The sequence below is a fragment of the Caulobacter sp. SSI4214 genome, from assembly GCF_012184455.1.
GTDB classification, from domain to species: domain Bacteria; phylum Pseudomonadota; class Alphaproteobacteria; order Caulobacterales; family Caulobacteraceae; genus Caulobacter; species Caulobacter vibrioides_E.
Genome location: NZ_SZWJ01000042.1, coordinates 18286 through 35011, shown reverse-complemented (window position 1 = coordinate 35011; position 16726 = coordinate 18286). Strand labels below are relative to the sequence as shown.

Below are 16726 nucleotides of genomic sequence, written 5' to 3'. Positions count from 1 at the left end.
GGACGGGGCCCCCCGGTCGGTCCAGCAGCCGCCGGCGCGGCGGTGGCGGGCGGTGTGGCCTCCTGCGCTCGCGCGTCCGATCCAAGGGCCGACCAAATAGCCATGAAGGCCGCCGCGAGGGCGGCCGCGGGCGAAACGCGCGACGTCAACGATGTCCCCTGGGTGAAGCGGAAACTTCTAGGGTTTGTGTAGCGTGCTGATCGCCAGGGTCAAACCCGATCGCCGCCTAAGGGGTTTTCGGTGGGGCGTGATTGAACCCATACAGCGGAAGCAGCGGGCGCAAGGCGGGGCCGATCCACATCTGCGGCTCGGAGGCGGGCTCGGCGCCGGTCTCCGTCTCCTTGCGCGCCACGCAGGCCTGCGTGGCCGTCCCCAAGGCCGCGAAGTCATGCGCCTGGGACGCCGAGGCTAGGAAACAATCGTCGAAATAGGGATATCGATCGCTCTCGCCGCAGCCGAAAGACGCGCGGTCCGGCCGCGCGGCGGTCAGGATCAGGCGGTCGCCGCGCTGCAACGGCGGAATGAAGACGCCCGAAAAACAGGCGGAGATCACCACGATGGAGGGGCGATCGGGACAGGCGTCGTTCAGCATCGCCGCCAAGCGTTGCGGGCGCAGCAACTCCTGGCCGAGAATCGCCCCTTCGGGTCCGCCGTGCGAGCTGAGGTAGAAGAGACAGCCCGCCTTGGCGGTCTGGGCCTTGGTGCGCAGGGCCAGGGAGATGGTCTCGGCGTCCGACCGGCCGGGCGCGTCGGCGGGATAGCGCTTGGGGCGCGTCGAAAACTGCTGGATGTCCGCCTTGTCGAAACCCAGAGCGACCAGGGTCTTGGAAACGTCTCGCCGGGCGTTGTCGAAGGCCTCGGTCGGTCCGCCGGAATGGGCATGGGCGTCGCCGGCCACCACGACGGCCGTCCAGTTCGAGAACGGGCTCGCCCTGGCCGCCGGCGAGAAGATCAAAAGCGCCAGAAGTCCGATGACCGCCGCCGCGCCGCGCATGGCCGTCAGGGCTTCTTGAACTTGGCGAACGGCGTGGGCATGGCCGTGCCGCTGGCCTTGGCTACCAGGCGATTCTCGGCGTCGTAGAGTTCGCCCTCGGTGAAGCAGATCGTGCGGCCCCACTTCACCACGCGGCCGACGCCGCGCAGCCGTCCGGGCATGGCCGGCCGCAGGAAGCTGGTCTTCATTTCCAGCGTCGGCACGACGTGGGTCATGCCCGAGGTGATCATGCCGGCCACCGACATGGCCTCGTCCAGCATGGCGCAGACATAGCCGCCCTGGATCTGGCCCATGGGATTGCAGAGCAGTTCCGCCCGCGCCGTGAAGGCCACCTCGACCTCGCGGTCGGCCTGGCGAACGGCCAAAAGTTCGAAGCCCAGGGTCTGGGATCCGGTCGGCTGGTTCTTGGACGCGCGGAACCGGGCGAGGATCGCCTCGTCCGTCAGGCTCTGAGGCTCGTCGGCGGCGACGTCGCTCATTTCTTGCGGAACTGGTCCAGCGAGACGATTTTCGGACCTTCCTCGCCGGCCGGGAGCGCCGGTTTGGCTTCGGCCTCGGGCTCCGGCTCGGGCTCGTCCTCGACGATTTCCGGCGGCGCGAACTGCAGGGCGAACTGCACCGAAGGATCGTAGAAGCGCGTCACGGCCGCGTAGGGCACCGACAGGCGCTTGGGCTGGCCGCCGAACTTCAGCGTCACCGAGAAAAAGGTCTCGCCCGGCGCCAGGTCCCAGTACTGATGCTGCAGGACGATCGTCATCTCGTCCGGGTACTTGCTCAACAGATCCTGCGGACCCGAGACGCCGGCCGCCTTGGTCTTGAAGGTGATGTAGAGGTGATGCGGTTCGGGCAGGCCGCCGGGCGCGGCGGCCTTCTTCAAGGCCGCCTTGACCACGCCGCGCAGGGCGTCCTGGGCCATGGCCTCGTACTGCATGAGGTCTTCGGGCGGTGGGGTCTGGGACATGCGCTTTGAGAGTCGGTACTTCGAACGAAAGGGAGCGCGAGCGTAACCTGTCGACGGCGCGCCGCAAAGCCGTGTGACGGTCGAATCCGGTCCCGCCGTCTTCTCCCGCGTTCCTTCGGCGAAAACGCGGAGGGAGCCTCGGCGATGTCGTGGAAAGTGGAGGGATTCTGTTGGCGGGCTCCCCCATTCCTCCAAGCAGAAAAGAGGAGGGAGCCTCGGCGATGTCGTGGAAAGTGGAGGGATTCTGTTGGCAGGCTCCCTCCGGGCCCCGCCTAGGGATCTGAACCCCTAGGACTTAAGAGGCGAATTCAACGGCGCCGCATTACGCGGCGACGGCGAACTCTTCAGCGAAGTTATCGTTCGCATTTAGATAAAGACCCGAAACGGTGGGTCAGGCCGAGAGAAAGCTACACCTTTACACGTCTGTCGATGCTGATCGGCCCCATACGGTCCCATGATAACTTGGGAGAGATTGGTGGAGCCGCCGGGAATCGCACCCGGGTCCAGTCCGCTTATTACGTGCGCGTTTATCCCCATAGTTCGGCCGAAGCCGGACAATCACAATATAGGGGCTTCGCGGTCGGCATGGAAGGCCGGACGCTCGACGATCCCCAGGCTTAGGCGACCGTTGGACAGCTTGCCGCTGACCACGGCGCCGTGGTCCTCGAACAGCTTCAGGGTTTCGCCCACCAGCACGTAGACGCCGGTAAAGACCTCCGGGAGGCCTTCGCGGGTTTCGACGAAGCGACCGTCGGCGCGCAGTTCGAGGCAGATATGGCCGTCCGGCGAGGTCCAGACGCCGGAGACGGGAATGTGGGGCAGCACGGGGGCGTTGATCATCATCGGGCGGGGCTCCAGGCGGTCTGGACGGGCGTATGCGGGAGCGGGAGCACGGCGCTCGCGGCGGTCAGCGCGGCCGCCCCGCCCAGCAGGGCGGCGACGAACCAACGCGGAGCCGTCGCGCCGCCACGGGGCGCGTTGCGTCTCATCACGAGCTCGAATTTTGGGGTTTGCCGCGTCGGGGTGCGGAATGAGGTCACTATGACCGCTCGCCGGTCCAGGCGGTAGACCGATGCTCCGCCATGATTGCACGATCCTCCGGAAGCGAACGTGGTCGCGTGACGGAGGATCGTGCAAGGCTTATAACTAACCCCGCGCCGAGAAGGAAAATTCGATGAGCACGCGCGAGGCGCTGGCGGCCTTGATTGAACGATTCGCGCCGGGCGAAGGCCCGGTCGATACCTGCTGCCCCAGGGTAAACCTATACCGCCTGCACGCGCCCAGCGAGCCATCGCACGCCCTGCACGACCCGGCCTTCTGTGTGCTGGCGCAAGGCCGCAAGCGTGTCATCGTCGGCGACGCCGCCCACGAGTATGACGAGCGCAACTTCTTCCTGTCGTCGATCGACGTGCCGGTGACCGGCCAGGTGATCGAGGCCTCGCCCGAGCAGCCCTATCTCAGCTTCCGCATCGTCCTGGACGCCAACCTGATCAGCGAGATGATCATGGAAAGCGGCTTGGCCGCGCGCCTGGACGCCGCCGCCCCGCTGGTCGGCGGCATGTCGGTGGGCGCGATGACGCCGCAATTGTTCGACACCGTCTGCCGGATGGTCAGCCTGCTCGACACCCCCGAGGACGTGGCGATCATGGCCCCGCTGATCGAGCGCGAGATTCTCTACCGCCTGCTGACCGGCCCACAGGGCCCGCGCCTGGCCCAGATCGCCCGCCGCGACGGTCGCCTGCGCCAGATCAATCGCGCCATCGGCTGGATCCGCAAGAACTTCGACCAGCCCTTCAGTATCGAAGTCCTGGCGGAGGAGGCGCGGATGAGCACCTCGGCTCTGCACCAGCATTTCAAGGCGGTGACCTCCTTGTCGCCTCTGCAGTACCAGAAGCAGCTCCGCCTGCAGGAGGCGCGCCGGCTGATCCTGGTCCAGCGTCTCGACGCGGCCACGGCCGGCCATACGGTCGGCTACGACAGCCCCTCGCAGTTCAGCCGCGAATACGCGCGCCTGTTCGGCGCGCCGCCGCTCAGGGATGTGGCGCGGTTGCGGGAGCAGCCGGAACAGATGGCGGAGGCCTGAGGGCGTCGGCGTCGTCCGGACTGATCGGGACCGACGCCGGCTGCGGGCGATTGTGCTCGCCGGGGATCAAGCGCCCGCCGGAGCGGATCAGCGACTGATAGGCCGCGGCCTGCCGCGAAAAGTCCGCGCCGGGCGGCAAGGCCGCGTCGAAGCGCGGATCACGACCGGCCGCGACGCCGACCGCCGCGGACAGGATGGGCGCGATCGAGCCGACCTCGGCGTCGTCGCAGGCGCGACGCAGGTGCCTGGCCTGGCCGGGGACCAGCAGAGTGACGTCCCAGGAAACGCCGTCGACGCACAGGGCGGCCGCCGCGCCGCCGCCATAGTCCACGATCACCGCGCGCGGCTGGCTCCAGGCCGGATCGGCAAGGACGGCGCCGAGGAGCGCGACTTGGGGCTCGGCCAGCTCCGCGTCGATGTCGACCCGGCGGCCGATCTCTGGCGTGCAGCAGCCAAGCCCCGCGCGCGCCTGCACGAAGGCGCGGCCGTCGCGGCGTCGGGTGACGCGGATCACGGCCTGGCGGACGCCGCGCGCCGGGCGGATCCAGACCTCGAGCACGAACTCGCCGCGCCGGACGATTTGGCTTTGCAGGGGCTGCAAGCCCCAAAGCCGATAGAGCAGGGGCTCGACGCCGTTGTCGATCGGGACTGGCTGTTCGGCCCGGCCCAGGCGCCGGCCGCCCAGCGGGTCCTGCTCGGGCTTCGGGCGCGGTGTTTCCGGCGTCCACCAGGCCGCCGGATCGGGGGGCGGCGAGGGCGCCTGTTGAGATGCGGCGAGCGTCAGCCCGGCCATAAGTCCCGCCAGGCTGCTCATCTCGCGCCTCCGCTACATGCCCTCGACGCCCCGCTCGATGGAAAGAACGCCGGTGCGGGAAAGTTCCACCAGGCCCAGCGGGCGCATCAGGTCCAGGAACTTGTCGATCTTGGACGGCGCGCCCGAGATCTCGAACACGAAGCTCTCCAGCGTGGTGTCGACCGGCTTGGCGCGGAAGATCTCGGCGATGCGCAGGGCCTCGACGCGGTCGACGCCCGAGCCGCGCACCTTGACCAGGGCCAGTTCGCGTTCGACGCCGTTCGGATCGCGGGTCACGTCGTGCACGCGGCGGACATTGACGACCTTGTTCAGCTGGGCCTCGATCTGGTCCAGCACCTGGCGCGTGCCGCGCGTCACCACCGTGATGCGGCTGGTATGGGCGTTGCGATCGGTCTCGGCGACCGTAAGGCTCTCGATATTGTAGCCGCGCGCGGCGAACAGGCCGACGACACGGTGCAGCACGCCCGGTTCGTTATCGACGAGCAGGGCGAAGGTCGCGGACTGTTCCGGCTCGCCCGTGGGGCTAAGGTCGTAGGCCGAGGCGGGGGCGGGTTGGATGTTGCTGGTCATGTGTCGTTTCTAACCCGTGCCGCGCCTTAAACCAGCCCCGCGCCGGCCTCGCCGATGACGTTTCCGATATCCTCGACCTCGCCCATGATCATCTCGTTGTGGGCCTTGCCCGAGGGGATCATCGGCAGGCAGTTCTCGTGCTTCTCGACGCGGCAGTCGAAGATCACGACCTTGTCGCTGTTGATCATCTCCAGGATCTTGTCATCTAGATCGGCCGGGTCCGAGCAGCGGATGCCGTGGGCGCCATAGGCCTCGGCCAGCTTCACGAAGTCGGGCAGGCTGTCGGAATAGGAGTGGCTGTAGCGTTCGCCATGCAGCAGCTGCTGCCACTGGCGCACCATGCCCATCCACTCGTTGTTCAGGATGAAGATCTTGACCGGCAGATCGAACTGGATCGCGGTCGACAGCTCCTGGATGCACATCTGGATCGAGGCTTCGCCGGCGATGTCGACGACCAGGCTTTTCGGATGGGCCAGCTGCGCGCCCAGGGCCGCTGGCAGGCCATAGCCCATGGTGCCCAGGCCGCCGGAGGTCATCCAGCGGTTCGGCTCCTCGAAGCGGAAGAACTGCGCGGCCCACATCTGGTGCTGGCCGACCTCGGTCGTGATGTAGACGTCCTTGTCCTTGGTCAGTTCGTACAGGCGCTCGATCGCGTACTGCGGCTTGATGACCGAGTCCGAGGCCCGGTACTTCAGGCACTCGCGGGCGCGCCACTGGTCGATCTGGGCCCACCAGTCGGTCAGGGCGGCCTTGTTCGGCGACAGGTTCGCGGCCTTCCAGGCGGCGATCAGGTCCTCGAGGACCGAAGCCGCGTCGCCCACGATCGGCAGGTCGACCCGGACGTTCTTGTTGATCGACGACGGATCGATATCGATGTGGATCTTCTTCGATCCCGGCGAGAAGGCGTCGAGGCGGCCCGTGACGCGGTCGTCGAAGCGGGCGCCGACGCAGACCATGACGTCACAGTCATGCATGGCGTTGTTGGCCTCGAACGTGCCGTGCATCCCCAACATGCCCAGCCAGGCCGGATCGGCGGCCGGGAAGGCGCCCAGGCCCATCAGGGTCGAGGTGACCGGCGCGCCGGTCAGGGTCGCGAATTCGCGCAGCGCCGCGCTGGCCTTGGGACCGGCGTTGATCACGCCGCCGCCGGTATAGAAGATCGGGCGGCGCGCATTGGCGATGAGCTTGACCGCCTCGGCGATCCGCCCCGCGTCGCCCTTGATCCGCGGCGCGTAGGCGTGGGTCGACTTGACCTCGTCCGGGCCCAGATATTCGCCCTTGGCGAACTGGACGTCCTTGGGAATGTCGATCAGCACCGGGCCGGGACGGCCGGTGGTGGCGATCTTGAAGGCCTCGTGGATGATCTGCGGCAGGTCGCGGACGTCTTTGACCAGATAGTTGTGCTTGGTGCACGAGCGGGTCATGCCGACCGTATCGGCCTCCTGGAAGGCGTCGGTGCCGATCAGGTGGGTGGGGACCTGGCCGGTGATGACGACCATGGGGATCGAGTCCATCAGGGCGTCCATGATGCCGGTGATGGCGTTGGTCGCGCCGGGGCCCGAGGTGACCAGGACAACGCCCGGCTTGCCCGAGCTGCGGGCGTAGCCCTCGGCCGCGTGGGTGGCGCCTTGCTCGTGGCGGACCAGGATGTGCCGCAGGCGCGGCTCATGGAACAGGGCGTCATAGATCGGCAGGACCGCCCCGCCCGGATAGCCGAATAGGACCTCGACGCCCTGATCCACGAGGCCGCGAACCACGATCTCGGCGCCAGTCATGGCGCGATCGGTGGTTTCGGCGGGAGCCTTGCTCTCGATGGTCTGGTGGGCGGTCATGGGGCGATCCGTGGGGAAGCGGGATGAAGGTAGGCGGAAAAGAAAAAAGGTCCCGAAGGACCTTTGCGCGCGCGACCGAGCTACGACGTGACTTCGAGGTCACCCCGCGAACGGTCGCTCCATAAGTACGGTCATGGTTTTGCGCACGAGTCTTGCTCCAAAGCTACGGAAAGGGTCATGACATGCGCCTGGCAGAGCGTCAAGGCGCTGATTGCCGCAAGGTTCTGCCTTTCCCGAGGGGCGTGACCTGACCGGAAACCGCCATGCCGAGGGGCAGGTTTTCTCCCGCCGCGCCTCCCTTGTGGCAAGGCCGCGCCGGCTGGGACCCCGAGCGCGTGATTTTCTGGCCGAGATCAGGCCGCGCGCAGGGCGTCCAGCAGCAGCTTCAGCGCCGTGTCGCGGAAGGTTGCCATGTTGACGGCCCGATCGCCGTGGCCGGTCTCGATGACCAGGCTCAGCTCCACCGGACCGGAGACGGCCAGGCAGCAATGGCCAGCCGCGTCGCCGTAGGCGTTGCCAGACGGTCCCGCGGCGCCGGTCTCGGCCAGACCCCAGGTGGCGTTCATCCGCTGGCGCGCGTGGGCGGCCATGAACCGCGCATACGGTTCGCTGGCCGAGCGCAGCTGGCCCATGTCCTCACGCGAAAGTCCCATCAGCGCCGCGCGCGCCTTGGGCGTGTAGACGATGGCCCCGCCGCGATAATAGGCCGATGCGCCGCCCTGGCTCAGAAGCGCCGCCGAGATCAGGCCGCCGGCCGAGGACTCGGCCACCGCGATGGTCTCGCCCCGGGCCTTCAGCAGCGAGGCGACTTCTTCGATCACGGACATGGGCTGCTCCTCTTTGCGGAATTCGACATCCCCCGCCGCGATCTTTTCGTCCAGCGGGCATCTCGTCAGATCGGCGTCAACGTGCGCACATGGTCAAGCTCAACCTGGAGGTCTTCGTGTTTCCGATGCAAGCCGCTACGCCCCCGGCCGCGACCGCTGCCGCGCCTCAGCCCCCGCAATTGCTGCGCATGGTGCCGGTCTCGCAGAAGGCCCGACAACTGCTGCTGGTCAAGGCCGCCAAGCGGGAGGCGGTGGTGGTCCACCAGCAGATCTTCCTGCGCGTCGCCGCCAAGCCTGGTCCGGTCGCCACGGCGCCCGAAGGTGTGACGGTCTCGGCCATACCCTGCGCCTGGACGGTCGAGTCCTATCTGCAGCGCGACATTTGCTTCTATTCGATCACGGGCCTTCTGGGCTGCACCGAAGCCATGACCAAGCCGCTGACGGTCACCGAGCGCGGACAGGAGGATCTGCCGGCGGGCGCGGTCTGCGATCTCTCGGCCAAGCCGATCGCCGCCGCCCAGGAGCGGGCCATCGCGGCCCTCGACCGCGTCAAGGATCAGACGCTGGACGAGGACTACCGGCTAGAGGTCAAGCCGCAGTTGACGGGGACGGGCGCGACCGTCACGGAGCGCTGACGCTTTCGCCCGAGAGCCTGGGCCAGTCGGGCGTCTGGTTGCGGAACCAGGTCAACTGCCGCTTGGCGTAGCGGCGAGTTTCCTGCCGCGCCGCGTCCAGGGCCTGTTCTAGCGTGGTCTCGCCGCGCAGGTGGGCCGCGAACTCGCGATAGCCGACGGCCTTGAGAGCGGGCAGGGACGGGTCCAGCCCCCGCGCTTCCATGGCGCGCACCTCGTCCAACGCGCCTTGCTCGACCATGGCCGACAGCCGGGCGTCGCAGCGGGCGTAGAGCTCGGCGCGGGGCGGATCCAGAACGCGGCCTTCCCAGGAGCCCGGCCGCAGCGCCGGCTTGGTGTCGGTCTGCCACGAGGTCAGGGACTTGCCTGTAGCCATCGCCACCGCGTGGGCGCGCACCAGGCGTTGGCGGTCGCCGACCTCGATGCGGGCCTCGGCTTCGGGGTCGAGGGGCTTGAGGATCTCGCGGAACTCCGCCTCGCCCCGCGCCGCGTAGAGCAGGCCGGAAATCTCGCGCTGGGTCTCGGGCACCGGCGGCACGTCCGCCAGGCCATGGGTCAGGGCGCGGAAATAGAGGCCCGTGCCGCCGACCACGATGACGGGATTGCCGCGCGCCTCGATCTCGGCGATCGCTTGGGTCGCCGCTTCCAGCCAGCGGCCGACCGACCAGCCATCGGCGGCGTCGGCGACCTCGAACAGGTGGTGCGGCGCCCTGGCGCGCTCCTCGGGGGAGGGGCCGGCGGTCAGGACGCGTAGGCCCGCATAGATCTGCATGGAGTCGGCGTTGACGATCTCCGCGCCGGTCCATTCGGCCAATTGCAGAGCATGGGCCGACTTGCCGCTTGCGGTCGGGCCCGCGATCAGCCAGATGCGGGGCGCGATGTCCGAACTCTCCACCATTCCGACCGTCCTCACCATCGTTGGGGCGAACCCCGACGCTTACGCACAAGCCGTTTCGCGCGTCGAAGCCAGGCTGTCCAGCCGTCGCGACGACCTGGGGCCGCTGGCCGCCGACTTCTTCGTCGAGGACGGCGAGGTGGCGGCGATCCGGGGCGATCTGGCGGACCTGGCGGTCGACATCGCGATCCAGCCCGCGGAGAACCGCCGCAAGCGGCTGCTGATCGCCGACATGGACTCGACGATCATCAATGTCGAGTGCCTGGACGAGCTGGCCGACTTCGCTGGCGTCAAGGATCGGGTCTCGGAGATTACCGAGCGCGCCATGCGCGGCGAGTTGGCCTTCGAGGGCGCCCTGCGCGAGCGGGTCGGGATGCTGAAGGGCCTCGGCGTCGACGCTCTGCAACGCTGCTACGATCAGCGGGTCCGGCTGAACCCGGGGGCCGAGATCCTGGTCCGCACCATGGCCCGGCACGGCGCGCGCTGCGCCCTGGTCTCTGGCGGCTTCACCTTCTTCACCAGCCGGGTTGCGGCGGCGGCGGGCTTCCACCTGAACCGCGCCAACACCCTGATCGAGGCCGACGGCGCGCTGACGGGTCAGGTCGGCGACCCGATCCTGGGCAAGGAGGCCAAGCTGGCCGCTCTGCGGGAAGAGACGGCGGCGCTGGGCCTGACTCCAGCCGACGCCCTGGCCGTCGGCGACGGCGCCAACGACCTGGCGATGATCGAGGCCGCCGGCCTGGGCGTCGCCTACCGCGCCAAGCCGATCGTGGCGGCCCAGGCAGACGCCAAGGTCGACCACGCGGACCTGACCGCCTTGCTTTACTTCCAGGGCTACAAGGCCGACTCGTTCTTCAAGGTGGAGATGGGGCGTTGAGTTTTCCGCGTACCGTCGAAGGCGTCGTGTTCGACATGGACGGCCTGCTGCTGGACACCGAGATCGTCTATCGCGCCGCGATGATCGAGGCTGGACACGTCTTCGGCGTCCAGTTCACGGGCGAGATCTATGCGGCGATGGTCGGTAAGACGACGCCGGAATGCGCCGTGATGATGCGCGCCTTGTACGGTGACGACTTCCCGGTGCAGGCCTATTTCGAGCGCGTCTGGGCCGACGTGGAGGACCTGCTGGAGGCCGAGACGCGGCTGAAGGCCGGCGTGGTCGAGATCCTCGACTATCTGGACGATCTGGGCCTGCCGCGCGGCATCGCCACCTCGAACGGCATCGCCGCCGTCGAGCGCTATCTGGGCCGTTTCAATCTGCTGCATCGCTTCCACGTGGTGGTCGCCCACCACGACGTCGAGAAGCATAAGCCCAACCCGGACCCCTATCTGGAAGCGGCTCGGCGCCTGGGCGTCGATCCCAGCCGCTGCCTGGCGCTGGAGGACAGCCACCCCGGCGTCCGCGCCGCCCACGCGGCTGGCATGATGACGATCATGGTGCCCGACATCCTCGATCCGAACGAGGAGATGCACGACAAGTGCGTGCATATCGCTGACAGTCTGCACCACGTGATGGATCTGCTGAAGGCGTCCGTCGAGGAGCTGGCTTAGCCCGATCGGTCTTCCGCGACCGGGGTCGCTACGCCCTTGTAAATCCTGTCGGCCGCGCGGATATCAGGGCCCCGAACCGGAGGCCGCCCCGTGACCCTTTCCATCGACGACGCCCGCGCGGCGCTGGACCAAATCGCCGACCCGGTCAGCGGGCGAGGGCTCGTGGCCGCCGGCCTGGTGCAGGGCCTCGTCGTTCGCGACGGCCGCGCCGGCTTCATGCTGGAGGTCCCGGCCAGCCAGGCGGCCCGTTACGCTCCCATCCGCGAAGCCGCCGAGAAGGCTCTGGCCGCTCTGCCGGGGATCCAAACCGCCCAGGTCGTGCTGACCGCCCAGGCCGCCGAGGGCGCGACCCGGGTGCGCAAGGGCGCCAAGATTTCCGAGGATCCCCAGGCCCGGATGGTCCCGCCTCCGGAAGCCGAGAAGCCCGCCCATGTCCGCCACGTGATCGCCGTGGCCTCGGGCAAGGGTGGGGTGGGCAAGTCCACCGTTTCCACCAATCTGGCCGTCGCCTTCGCCGGCCTGGGCTTGCGCGTCGGCCTGCTGGACGCCGACATCTACGGTCCCTCGGCCCCGAGAATGATGGGCGTCGACGGCGATCCGCTGTTTGAGGACGGCAAGCTCCAGCCGCTGGAGGCCCACGGCGTCAAGGTGATGTCGATCGGCTTCATCGTCGACGAGGGTAAGGCGATGATCTGGCGCGGGCCTATGGCCTCGTCGGCGGTGCGGCAGATGATCCACGACGTGGCCTGGGGCTCGGAGGCCCAGCCGCTGGACGTGCTGGTGGTCGACCTGCCGCCGGGCACCGGCGACGTACAGCTGACCCTGGTGCAGAAGCTGCGGATCGACGGGGCGGTGCTGGTGACGACCCCGCAGGAGATCGCCCTGATCGACGCCCGCCGGGCCGCGGCGATGTTCGAGAAGACCGCCACCCCGATCCTGGGCCTCATCGAGAACATGGCCTTCTTCGCCGATCCTTCGACCGGCGCGCCGATCCCGATCTTCGGCGAGGGCGGCGGCGTGGCCGAGGCCGAGCGGCTGGGCGTACCCCTGCTGGGCCGCGCCCCGATCGAGATCGCCGTCCGCCTGGGCGGCGACCAGGGCGTCCCGGCGGTGATCTCCGAGCCAAAGGGCCAGGCGGCCCAGGTCTTCGTCGAGGCGGCGCGGACGCTCTGGAACGCCATCCGCTGAACGCGAAAAGCCCGCCCGGATCGCTCCGGACGGGCTTCGTCGCGTCGGTGATGCTTGGCTTTAGAAGCTGAAGCGCGCGCCGGTCGACAGCACGACGGCCGAGCCTTCGGCCGTGCCGCGCAGGTTGACGGTCGAGCCGGTGGCCGTCACGTCGGTGCGGTTGATGTTGCTCTTGTCGAAGTTGATGTAGCTGATCGCCGCGTCGAGCTTCAGGTTGTCCGTGGCCGCGTAGGTGGCCCCGACCGCGTACATCATGCGGTCGCCGTCCGGCACGCGGGCGGTGCGGCCGATGTCCGGCGTCGGGGTCGGATCGTACTGGACGCCGGTGCGCAGCGTCAGCTTCGGCGTGGCCTGGTAGTCGAGGCCGACGGCGTAGGTCGTCACGTTCTTGTAGTTCTGCGGAACGGTCGTCGCCGCGCCGGGGAACGCGATCCGGATGGCGTCGAACTCGCTCCAGCCCACGCGGCTGACCGAGCCGTTCAGGGTCAGCTGGTCGTTGACGGCCCAGCGGGCCCCGACATTGGCGATCCAGGGCAGGGTGATCTTGGCCTGACCGCCGACGTTGAAGTTGTTGGCGGCGGGGATCGGGGCCAGGAGGCCGGCGACCGAGACGTCGCCCTTGAGCTTCTGGTCGATCTTGCTGCGGTAGCTGGCGCCGATCGTCAGGGCCTTGCTGGGGTGCAGCTGGGCGCCGACGGTGTAGCCATAGGCCCAGCTGTCGCCCTTCAGGGCCTGGACGCCGTCGGGCTGCAGCGGCGAGATGTTGGGCAGGGCGTTGGTCAGCTCGGCGCTGGCGCGCATCGCCGTGAAGCCGACGCCCAGGTCGATCAGGTCGTTGACCTTGTAGGCGACCACGCCGTCGATGTTGATCGTGCGCAGCTGCGACTTTAGCGCGTCATAGCGCGTCCAGCTGGCGGTATTGTACTTGGTGGTGAAGTTGTACGGCGCGGCGACCAGCAGGCCCAGCGACAGCTTGTCGTTGACCTTCCAGGCGCCGGACAGGTTCGGCACCAGGCCGTTCTCGATCGGCTTCTGGGCGGTGTTGGCGCCGCCGACCGGCGTGGTCAGGCCCGCCGGGGGGATCGGGCGGGTGATGGTCGAGCCGGTGTCGGAGACCTTGGACTGCACCAGCACGCCGTTGAGGCCCAGATAGACCTCGCTGCGGTCGATGCCGGCGATCGAGGCGGGGTTCCACCACAGGCTGGCGACGCCCTTGTCGGCGACTTCGCCGGAATAGGCGCGACCGGTGCCGCGCACCGACTGTTCCTGGAGGTAGAAGGCCGAAGCGGAGGCCTGGGAGGCGGCGACGAGCGCCAGCAGGCCGACGCCGGCGGCGAGGCGGGTACGCGAGAGAGACATGTGACTGCGACCTTCTTGGGGAGGAAGAGGCCCGTCGAACGCCCCACGGACGCTCGAGGAGCGCCGCGTTTAACGCATCTGTTCAAAGACCGTTGCTATAAATTCGCCTTCGCGTGAATTTTGTCGGTTTTGTTAAAGAAACGGGGGCGCGAGGCCCCCGTATTAATCGCTGTTATGTCAAATATTGGCGAAGCGCCGCTGTTTGGCGCGCCCTTGTCTTTCCGTAGGGTCAGCCGCCGGCCATCTTGCGGAAGAACTTCTGGCCCTGCTCGCCGCCGTTGAAATAGGCCTTCTGGCCGGCCTCGGCGGTGATCTGATCCCAGTTGTCGCGCACTTCCTCGGCCGACAGGCCGCCTTCGCCCAGATAGACGCCCTCGGTCTCATAGATCCGCGACAGGGCGAAGGCGCCGGCGCCGGCGGTCAGGATCGCGCCGGTCGGGGCCTCTTCCGAGCACAGATAGACGACGCCGGGCGTGACATATTCCGGGGCCAGCTTGGCCAGCACTTCCGGCGGCATCAGGCCCTCGGTCATGCGGGTGGCGGCGACCGGGCTGATGGCGTTGATCTTCACGTCGTTCTTGGCGCCCTCGAGCTTGAGGGTGTTCATCAGGCCCAGCACCGCCATCTTGGCCGCGCCATAGTTGCTCTGGCCGAAATTGCCGTACATGCCCGACGACGAGGTCGTCACGACGATGCGGCCGTAGTTCTGGGCCTTCATGATGTCCCAGACCGCCTTGATCGGCTTGAAGGTGCCGAACACGTGCACCTGCATGACCAGCTCGAAGTCGGCCAGCTCCATCTTGGTCAGGGTCTTGTCGCGCAGGATGCCGGCGTTGGCGATCAGGATGTCGATGCGGCCCCAGGCGTCCATGGCCTGCTTGACCATGTGGGCGACGCCGGCGTCGTCGGTCACCGACGAGCCGTTGGCGATGGCCTCGCCGCCGAAGGCCTTGATCTCCTCGACCACCTTCTGGGCCGCCTCGGACGAGCCGCCCGAGCCATCGACGCTGCCGCCCAGGTCGTTGACCACGACCTTGGCGCCCCGGCGGGCCAGCTCCAGAGCGTGCTGCCGTCCCAGGCCGCCGCCGGCGCCCGTCACGATCGCCACCTTGCCGTCGAAGCGGATGTCCGCCATGCCGAAGTCTCCCTCAAACGCGTGTTTGGTTCGGCGGTGTTGTGCGGCGCGGGAGAGGGCAGGTCAAGGGGAGCCGTCTTTTGCCCGCGCGCGCTTTCGACTTCACGCGGCGCGGCCGCTGAAGGCGTGTGGGGAGGCGACGGAGCGGCCGGGCGAACCCGGAGACCGTAGGGTTTGTTGTGTTTCGGCTCGCGAGTCCGCTCCGCCAGGCTGTTCTTGCCCGTGAGGATGGGAGGCGTGAGCGTATTTCAGCTCGGGTCCCCACTAGCCCCCGGACGGGCGCGGACCAACTGGGACGGCTACATCCGGACCCAGCCCGACGATCCACGATAGGCGGCTTGTACGATCACCGCCCTGTCGCTCCGCGCTCACCCCTCCACGGCCTCTTCCGAGATCCCGGATCTATCCAACGAACAGACCCCGGTCGAAACCGCTTCGAGACCACGCGGCCCCGCTCAACCTAGCCCCGCCGCCGTTTTGGGCCGGATCCAAACGCCCTCCCCCGCGACGGGGATGGCTAGGATTATGGCGCGGCGCTGAACGCCGAGGATTGGCGGGGGTGTAAAATCGACAAGGTGTTGATCGGATTGATTTTCGTGTCGCGAATTCCGAGGACGAGCGAGGCTCAATCCCCGTGAGGAAACGGATGTAGGCCAGGGGGCGACGGTTGCAGGGGCGGCCGAAGGCTTTGATGCGCCAATGGCGGACATTGGCGGAGCTCCAGCAACTAGACGTTTGGCGCGTCCCTCACGCCGGCGTTCCACGGCCAAGCTCAATCGGCCATTGCCTGGCCATGAGCCTTGGGGCGGCCGCGCTCTCATCCAGCGGATCGGGCGATAAAGTCGTCGGCACCCCTTGCGGCGCGGCCACTCCAAACCCCGACCCAAATGGCGCAAACAACTTCAGCTCACAAAGTCTCTATAGTTGAATTGATAGCGTTCAGGATCATAGGTCACTGGACCCTCAATAAACATTTTTGGCTTGAAATTATCGATCCATGGAATTTTATCTTTTATGCCCCTAGTTAAAGGGGAATTAGTTATTGAAAGTTCAGAACTTATAATTCTTGCATCGCGTCCATATACATCTTTTATATTTTCTGGATGAATTAATATAGCGCTTGAGCTGTCGCTTATGTTTCCAAATACCAGAAGTCCAGGCAAATATTCGGGCTTCAGGTGAACAATCTTTCCGTCGCCAAGAGATCTGGCGGCGCCACCCTCTTCAGAAAAAAGGTAACGTATTGGATTCCAGACCGAATTTACGCCAGGCCTGTGGTCTTTCAACAATAGGAATAGCGATGGCCCATGATCGACATCAATCCAGAACGCTTCCCCACTAACATATGTATTAATAATTGAAGTTTGATCTGGCCATGCAGAGACATGATTCTGATATATTTGCCTTACGCCATGTCCGAGGTACCTCTTTCCGGACACTTCGATCTCGACGCTCAGTTTATATTTAAAATTTCTGAGACGAAGATCACAGCCAAACAATGCCCCCGCCCCCAAGCCCGATAACAGCAGCAAAGCGTTACGCCGCGGAATGGAATGCATTTTCACTACCGCCTCACTCGTCCGCGCCCCGCCAACGCGCCAGTGTGGGCAGCATCTTGCCGCCACAAAACGCGACGATGAACTCGCACGGCGACTCCACCAGCACGCGCGACATAGCTGGAACGCACCCGAAATAGGGTCGCGCGTGCGATCGATTCCGAGCACAACCCGACACGCTTTAAACTCCACCTGCACGCCACATCGCCCTTGCCTCATTACCCGAAATCGGGGAGCGCAAGCGAACAAATAATAACCCTTAGATTGAGAAATATTTCAATCAAGACGCCTTGGCAGCGCAATAACGCCACAATCCCGCCATCCAGGCG

19 protein-coding genes and 1 other RNA gene are annotated in these 16726 nt (G+C 66.8%); 5 read left to right on the top strand and 15 right to left on the bottom strand.

All coding sequences use genetic code 11. From position 1 onward, the window contains the following. Positions 1 to 226: 226 nt before the first annotated feature. The 6 genes from FCU40_RS13610 to FCU40_RS13585 all read right to left on the bottom strand — a co-directional run bounded on the left by FCU40_RS13610 (position 227) and on the right by FCU40_RS13585 (position 2944). Positions 227 to 994: a C13 family peptidase gene (locus FCU40_RS13610; RefSeq protein ID WP_168075579.1), complete on the bottom strand. Its 768-nt coding sequence runs from the start codon at positions 992 to 994 to the stop codon at positions 227 to 229. Between the two features lie 5 nt (positions 995 to 999). Continuing rightward, positions 1000 to 1473, bottom strand: a complete 474-nt coding sequence (locus tag FCU40_RS13605; RefSeq protein ID WP_004624141.1) for a PaaI family thioesterase — start codon at positions 1471 to 1473, stop codon at positions 1000 to 1002. Then, on the bottom strand, positions 1470 to 1955 hold the full coding sequence (locus tag FCU40_RS13600; RefSeq protein WP_168075578.1) for a ClpXP protease specificity-enhancing factor SspB: 486 nt from the start codon (positions 1953 to 1955) through the stop codon (positions 1470 to 1472). The genes FCU40_RS13605 and FCU40_RS13600 overlap by 4 nt, the downstream gene beginning before the upstream one ends. Before the next feature lie 232 nt (positions 1956 to 2187). Then, positions 2188 to 2550, bottom strand: a transfer-messenger RNA (tmRNA) gene (gene ssrA, locus FCU40_RS13595). After that, the gene (locus FCU40_RS13590; protein ID WP_165570634.1) at positions 2514 to 2798 is read right to left on the bottom strand and encodes an Atu4866 domain-containing protein; all 285 of its coding nucleotides are present in this window, start codon (positions 2796 to 2798) and stop codon (positions 2514 to 2516) included. The genes ssrA and FCU40_RS13590 overlap by 37 nt, the downstream gene beginning before the upstream one ends. Next, on the bottom strand, positions 2795 to 2944 hold the full coding sequence (locus FCU40_RS13585) for a hypothetical protein (RefSeq protein ID WP_004624138.1): 150 nt from the start codon (positions 2942 to 2944) through the stop codon (positions 2795 to 2797). Before FCU40_RS13585 ends, FCU40_RS13590 begins: the two co-directional genes overlap by 4 nt. 185 nt (positions 2945 to 3129) lie before the next feature. Here FCU40_RS13585 and FCU40_RS13580 point away from each other — a divergent pair, with 185 nt between their 5' ends. Further along, entirely contained in the window at positions 3130 to 4038 is a 909-nt protein-coding gene (locus FCU40_RS13580) for an AraC family transcriptional regulator (protein WP_168075577.1), read from the top strand. On the opposite strand, the gene FCU40_RS13575 is transcribed toward FCU40_RS13580, so the two are convergent. From FCU40_RS13575 to FCU40_RS13560, 5 genes are all read right to left on the bottom strand, one after another. Further along, complete coding sequence (locus FCU40_RS13575; protein ID WP_168075576.1) at positions 3986 to 4852, bottom strand: hypothetical protein; 867 nt, start codon at positions 4850 to 4852, stop codon at positions 3986 to 3988. The two genes, FCU40_RS13580 and FCU40_RS13575, sit on opposite strands and share 53 nt — an antisense overlap. Positions 4853 to 4864: 12 nt before the next feature. Continuing rightward, positions 4865 to 5422, bottom strand: a complete 558-nt coding sequence (ilvN, locus tag FCU40_RS13570; protein ID WP_168075575.1) for an acetolactate synthase small subunit — start codon at positions 5420 to 5422, stop codon at positions 4865 to 4867. A 26-nt stretch (positions 5423 to 5448) separates the two neighbouring features. Next, positions 5449 to 7254 (bottom strand): acetolactate synthase 3 large subunit, encoded by a 1806-nt coding sequence (locus FCU40_RS13565; protein WP_168075571.1) that lies wholly within the window; start codon positions 7252 to 7254, stop codon positions 5449 to 5451. A 99-nt stretch (positions 7255 to 7353) separates the two neighbouring features. Beyond that, positions 7354 to 7401: a hypothetical protein gene (locus FCU40_RS23105; RefSeq protein ID WP_175582080.1), complete on the bottom strand. Its 48-nt coding sequence runs from the start codon at positions 7399 to 7401 to the stop codon at positions 7354 to 7356. A 206-nt stretch (positions 7402 to 7607) separates the two neighbouring features. Continuing rightward, positions 7608 to 8081 carry a CinA family protein gene (locus FCU40_RS13560; protein ID WP_168075569.1) on the bottom strand — a complete coding sequence of 158 codons (474 nt, stop codon included), beginning with the start codon at positions 8079 to 8081 and terminating at the stop codon, positions 7608 to 7610. A gap of 89 nt (positions 8082 to 8170) precedes the next feature. Here FCU40_RS13560 and FCU40_RS13555 point away from each other — a divergent pair, with 89 nt between their 5' ends. After that, positions 8171 to 8716: a hypothetical protein gene (locus FCU40_RS13555; RefSeq protein ID WP_168075568.1), complete on the top strand. Its 546-nt coding sequence runs from the start codon at positions 8171 to 8173 to the stop codon at positions 8714 to 8716. Here the strand turns inward: FCU40_RS13555 and miaA are convergent. After that, positions 8703 to 9611, bottom strand: coding sequence for a tRNA (adenosine(37)-N6)-dimethylallyltransferase MiaA (gene miaA / locus FCU40_RS13550; protein WP_004624123.1), 909 nt, complete (start codon positions 9609 to 9611; stop codon positions 8703 to 8705). The genes FCU40_RS13555 and miaA overlap by 14 nt on opposite strands. On the opposite strand from miaA, the gene serB reads away from it, so the two are divergent. The 3 genes from serB to FCU40_RS13535 all read left to right on the top strand — a co-directional run bounded on the left by serB (position 9592) and on the right by FCU40_RS13535 (position 12347). Further along, positions 9592 to 10485, top strand: coding sequence for a phosphoserine phosphatase SerB (serB, locus tag FCU40_RS13545; RefSeq protein ID WP_035017740.1), 894 nt, complete (start codon positions 9592 to 9594; stop codon positions 10483 to 10485). The two genes, miaA and serB, sit on opposite strands and share 20 nt — an antisense overlap. Continuing rightward, positions 10482 to 11159, top strand: a complete 678-nt coding sequence (locus tag FCU40_RS13540) for an HAD family phosphatase (protein ID WP_168075567.1) — start codon at positions 10482 to 10484, stop codon at positions 11157 to 11159. Before serB ends, FCU40_RS13540 begins: the two co-directional genes overlap by 4 nt. Before the next feature lie 90 nt (positions 11160 to 11249). Further along, on the top strand, positions 11250 to 12347 hold the full coding sequence (locus tag FCU40_RS13535; RefSeq protein WP_168075566.1) for an Mrp/NBP35 family ATP-binding protein: 1098 nt from the start codon (positions 11250 to 11252) through the stop codon (positions 12345 to 12347). A gap of 60 nt (positions 12348 to 12407) precedes the next feature. On the opposite strand, the gene FCU40_RS13530 is transcribed toward FCU40_RS13535, so the two are convergent. From FCU40_RS13530 to FCU40_RS13520, 3 genes are all read right to left on the bottom strand, one after another. Next, positions 12408 to 13706 carry an outer membrane protein transport protein gene (locus FCU40_RS13530; RefSeq protein ID WP_168075565.1) on the bottom strand — a complete coding sequence of 433 codons (1299 nt, stop codon included), beginning with the start codon at positions 13704 to 13706 and terminating at the stop codon, positions 12408 to 12410. A gap of 229 nt (positions 13707 to 13935) precedes the next feature. Next, on the bottom strand, positions 13936 to 14841 hold the full coding sequence (locus FCU40_RS13525; RefSeq protein ID WP_168075564.1) for an SDR family NAD(P)-dependent oxidoreductase: 906 nt from the start codon (positions 14839 to 14841) through the stop codon (positions 13936 to 13938). A 902-nt stretch (positions 14842 to 15743) separates the two neighbouring features. Continuing rightward, a complete protein-coding gene (locus FCU40_RS13520) occupies positions 15744 to 16373 on the bottom strand; it encodes a hypothetical protein (protein WP_168075562.1) in 630 nt (209 codons plus the stop codon). Between the last annotated feature and the right edge of the window lie 353 nt (positions 16374 to 16726).

Bases quoted from the DNA above. Each gene is read 5' to 3' on its own strand.
- FCU40_RS13580 (WP_168075577.1), top strand. From the start codon at position 3,130: ATGAGCACGCGCGAGGCGCTGGCGGCCTTGATTGAACGATTCGCGCCG.
- FCU40_RS13530 (WP_168075565.1), bottom strand. From the start codon at position 13,706: ATGTCTCTCTCGCGTACCCGCCTCGCCGCCGGCGTCGGCCTGCTGGCG.
- FCU40_RS13525 (WP_168075564.1), bottom strand. From the start codon at position 14,841: ATGGCGGACATCCGCTTCGACGGCAAGGTGGCGATCGTGACGGGCGCC.
- FCU40_RS13560 (WP_168075569.1), bottom strand. From the start codon at position 8,081: ATGTCCGTGATCGAAGAAGTCGCCTCGCTGCTGAAGGCCCGGGGCGAG.
- FCU40_RS13565 (WP_168075571.1), bottom strand. From the start codon at position 7,254: ATGACCGCCCACCAGACCATCGAGAGCAAGGCTCCCGCCGAAACCACC.
- miaA (WP_004624123.1), bottom strand. From the start codon at position 9,611: ATGGTGGAGAGTTCGGACATCGCGCCCCGCATCTGGCTGATCGCGGGC.
- FCU40_RS13585 (WP_004624138.1), bottom strand. From the start codon at position 2,944: ATGAGACGCAACGCGCCCCGTGGCGGCGCGACGGCTCCGCGTTGGTTC.
- FCU40_RS13610 (WP_168075579.1), bottom strand. From the start codon at position 994: ATGCGCGGCGCGGCGGCGGTCATCGGACTTCTGGCGCTTTTGATCTTC.
- serB (WP_035017740.1), top strand. From the start codon at position 9,592: ATGTCCGAACTCTCCACCATTCCGACCGTCCTCACCATCGTTGGGGCG.
- FCU40_RS13575 (WP_168075576.1), bottom strand. From the start codon at position 4,852: ATGAGCAGCCTGGCGGGACTTATGGCCGGGCTGACGCTCGCCGCATCT.
- FCU40_RS13590 (WP_165570634.1), bottom strand. From the start codon at position 2,798: ATGATGATCAACGCCCCCGTGCTGCCCCACATTCCCGTCTCCGGCGTC.
- FCU40_RS13555 (WP_168075568.1), top strand. From the start codon at position 8,171: ATGGTCAAGCTCAACCTGGAGGTCTTCGTGTTTCCGATGCAAGCCGCT.
- ilvN (WP_168075575.1), bottom strand. From the start codon at position 5,422: ATGACCAGCAACATCCAACCCGCCCCCGCCTCGGCCTACGACCTTAGC.
- FCU40_RS13605 (WP_004624141.1), bottom strand. From the start codon at position 1,473: ATGAGCGACGTCGCCGCCGACGAGCCTCAGAGCCTGACGGACGAGGCG.
- FCU40_RS13600 (WP_168075578.1), bottom strand. From the start codon at position 1,955: ATGTCCCAGACCCCACCGCCCGAAGACCTCATGCAGTACGAGGCCATG.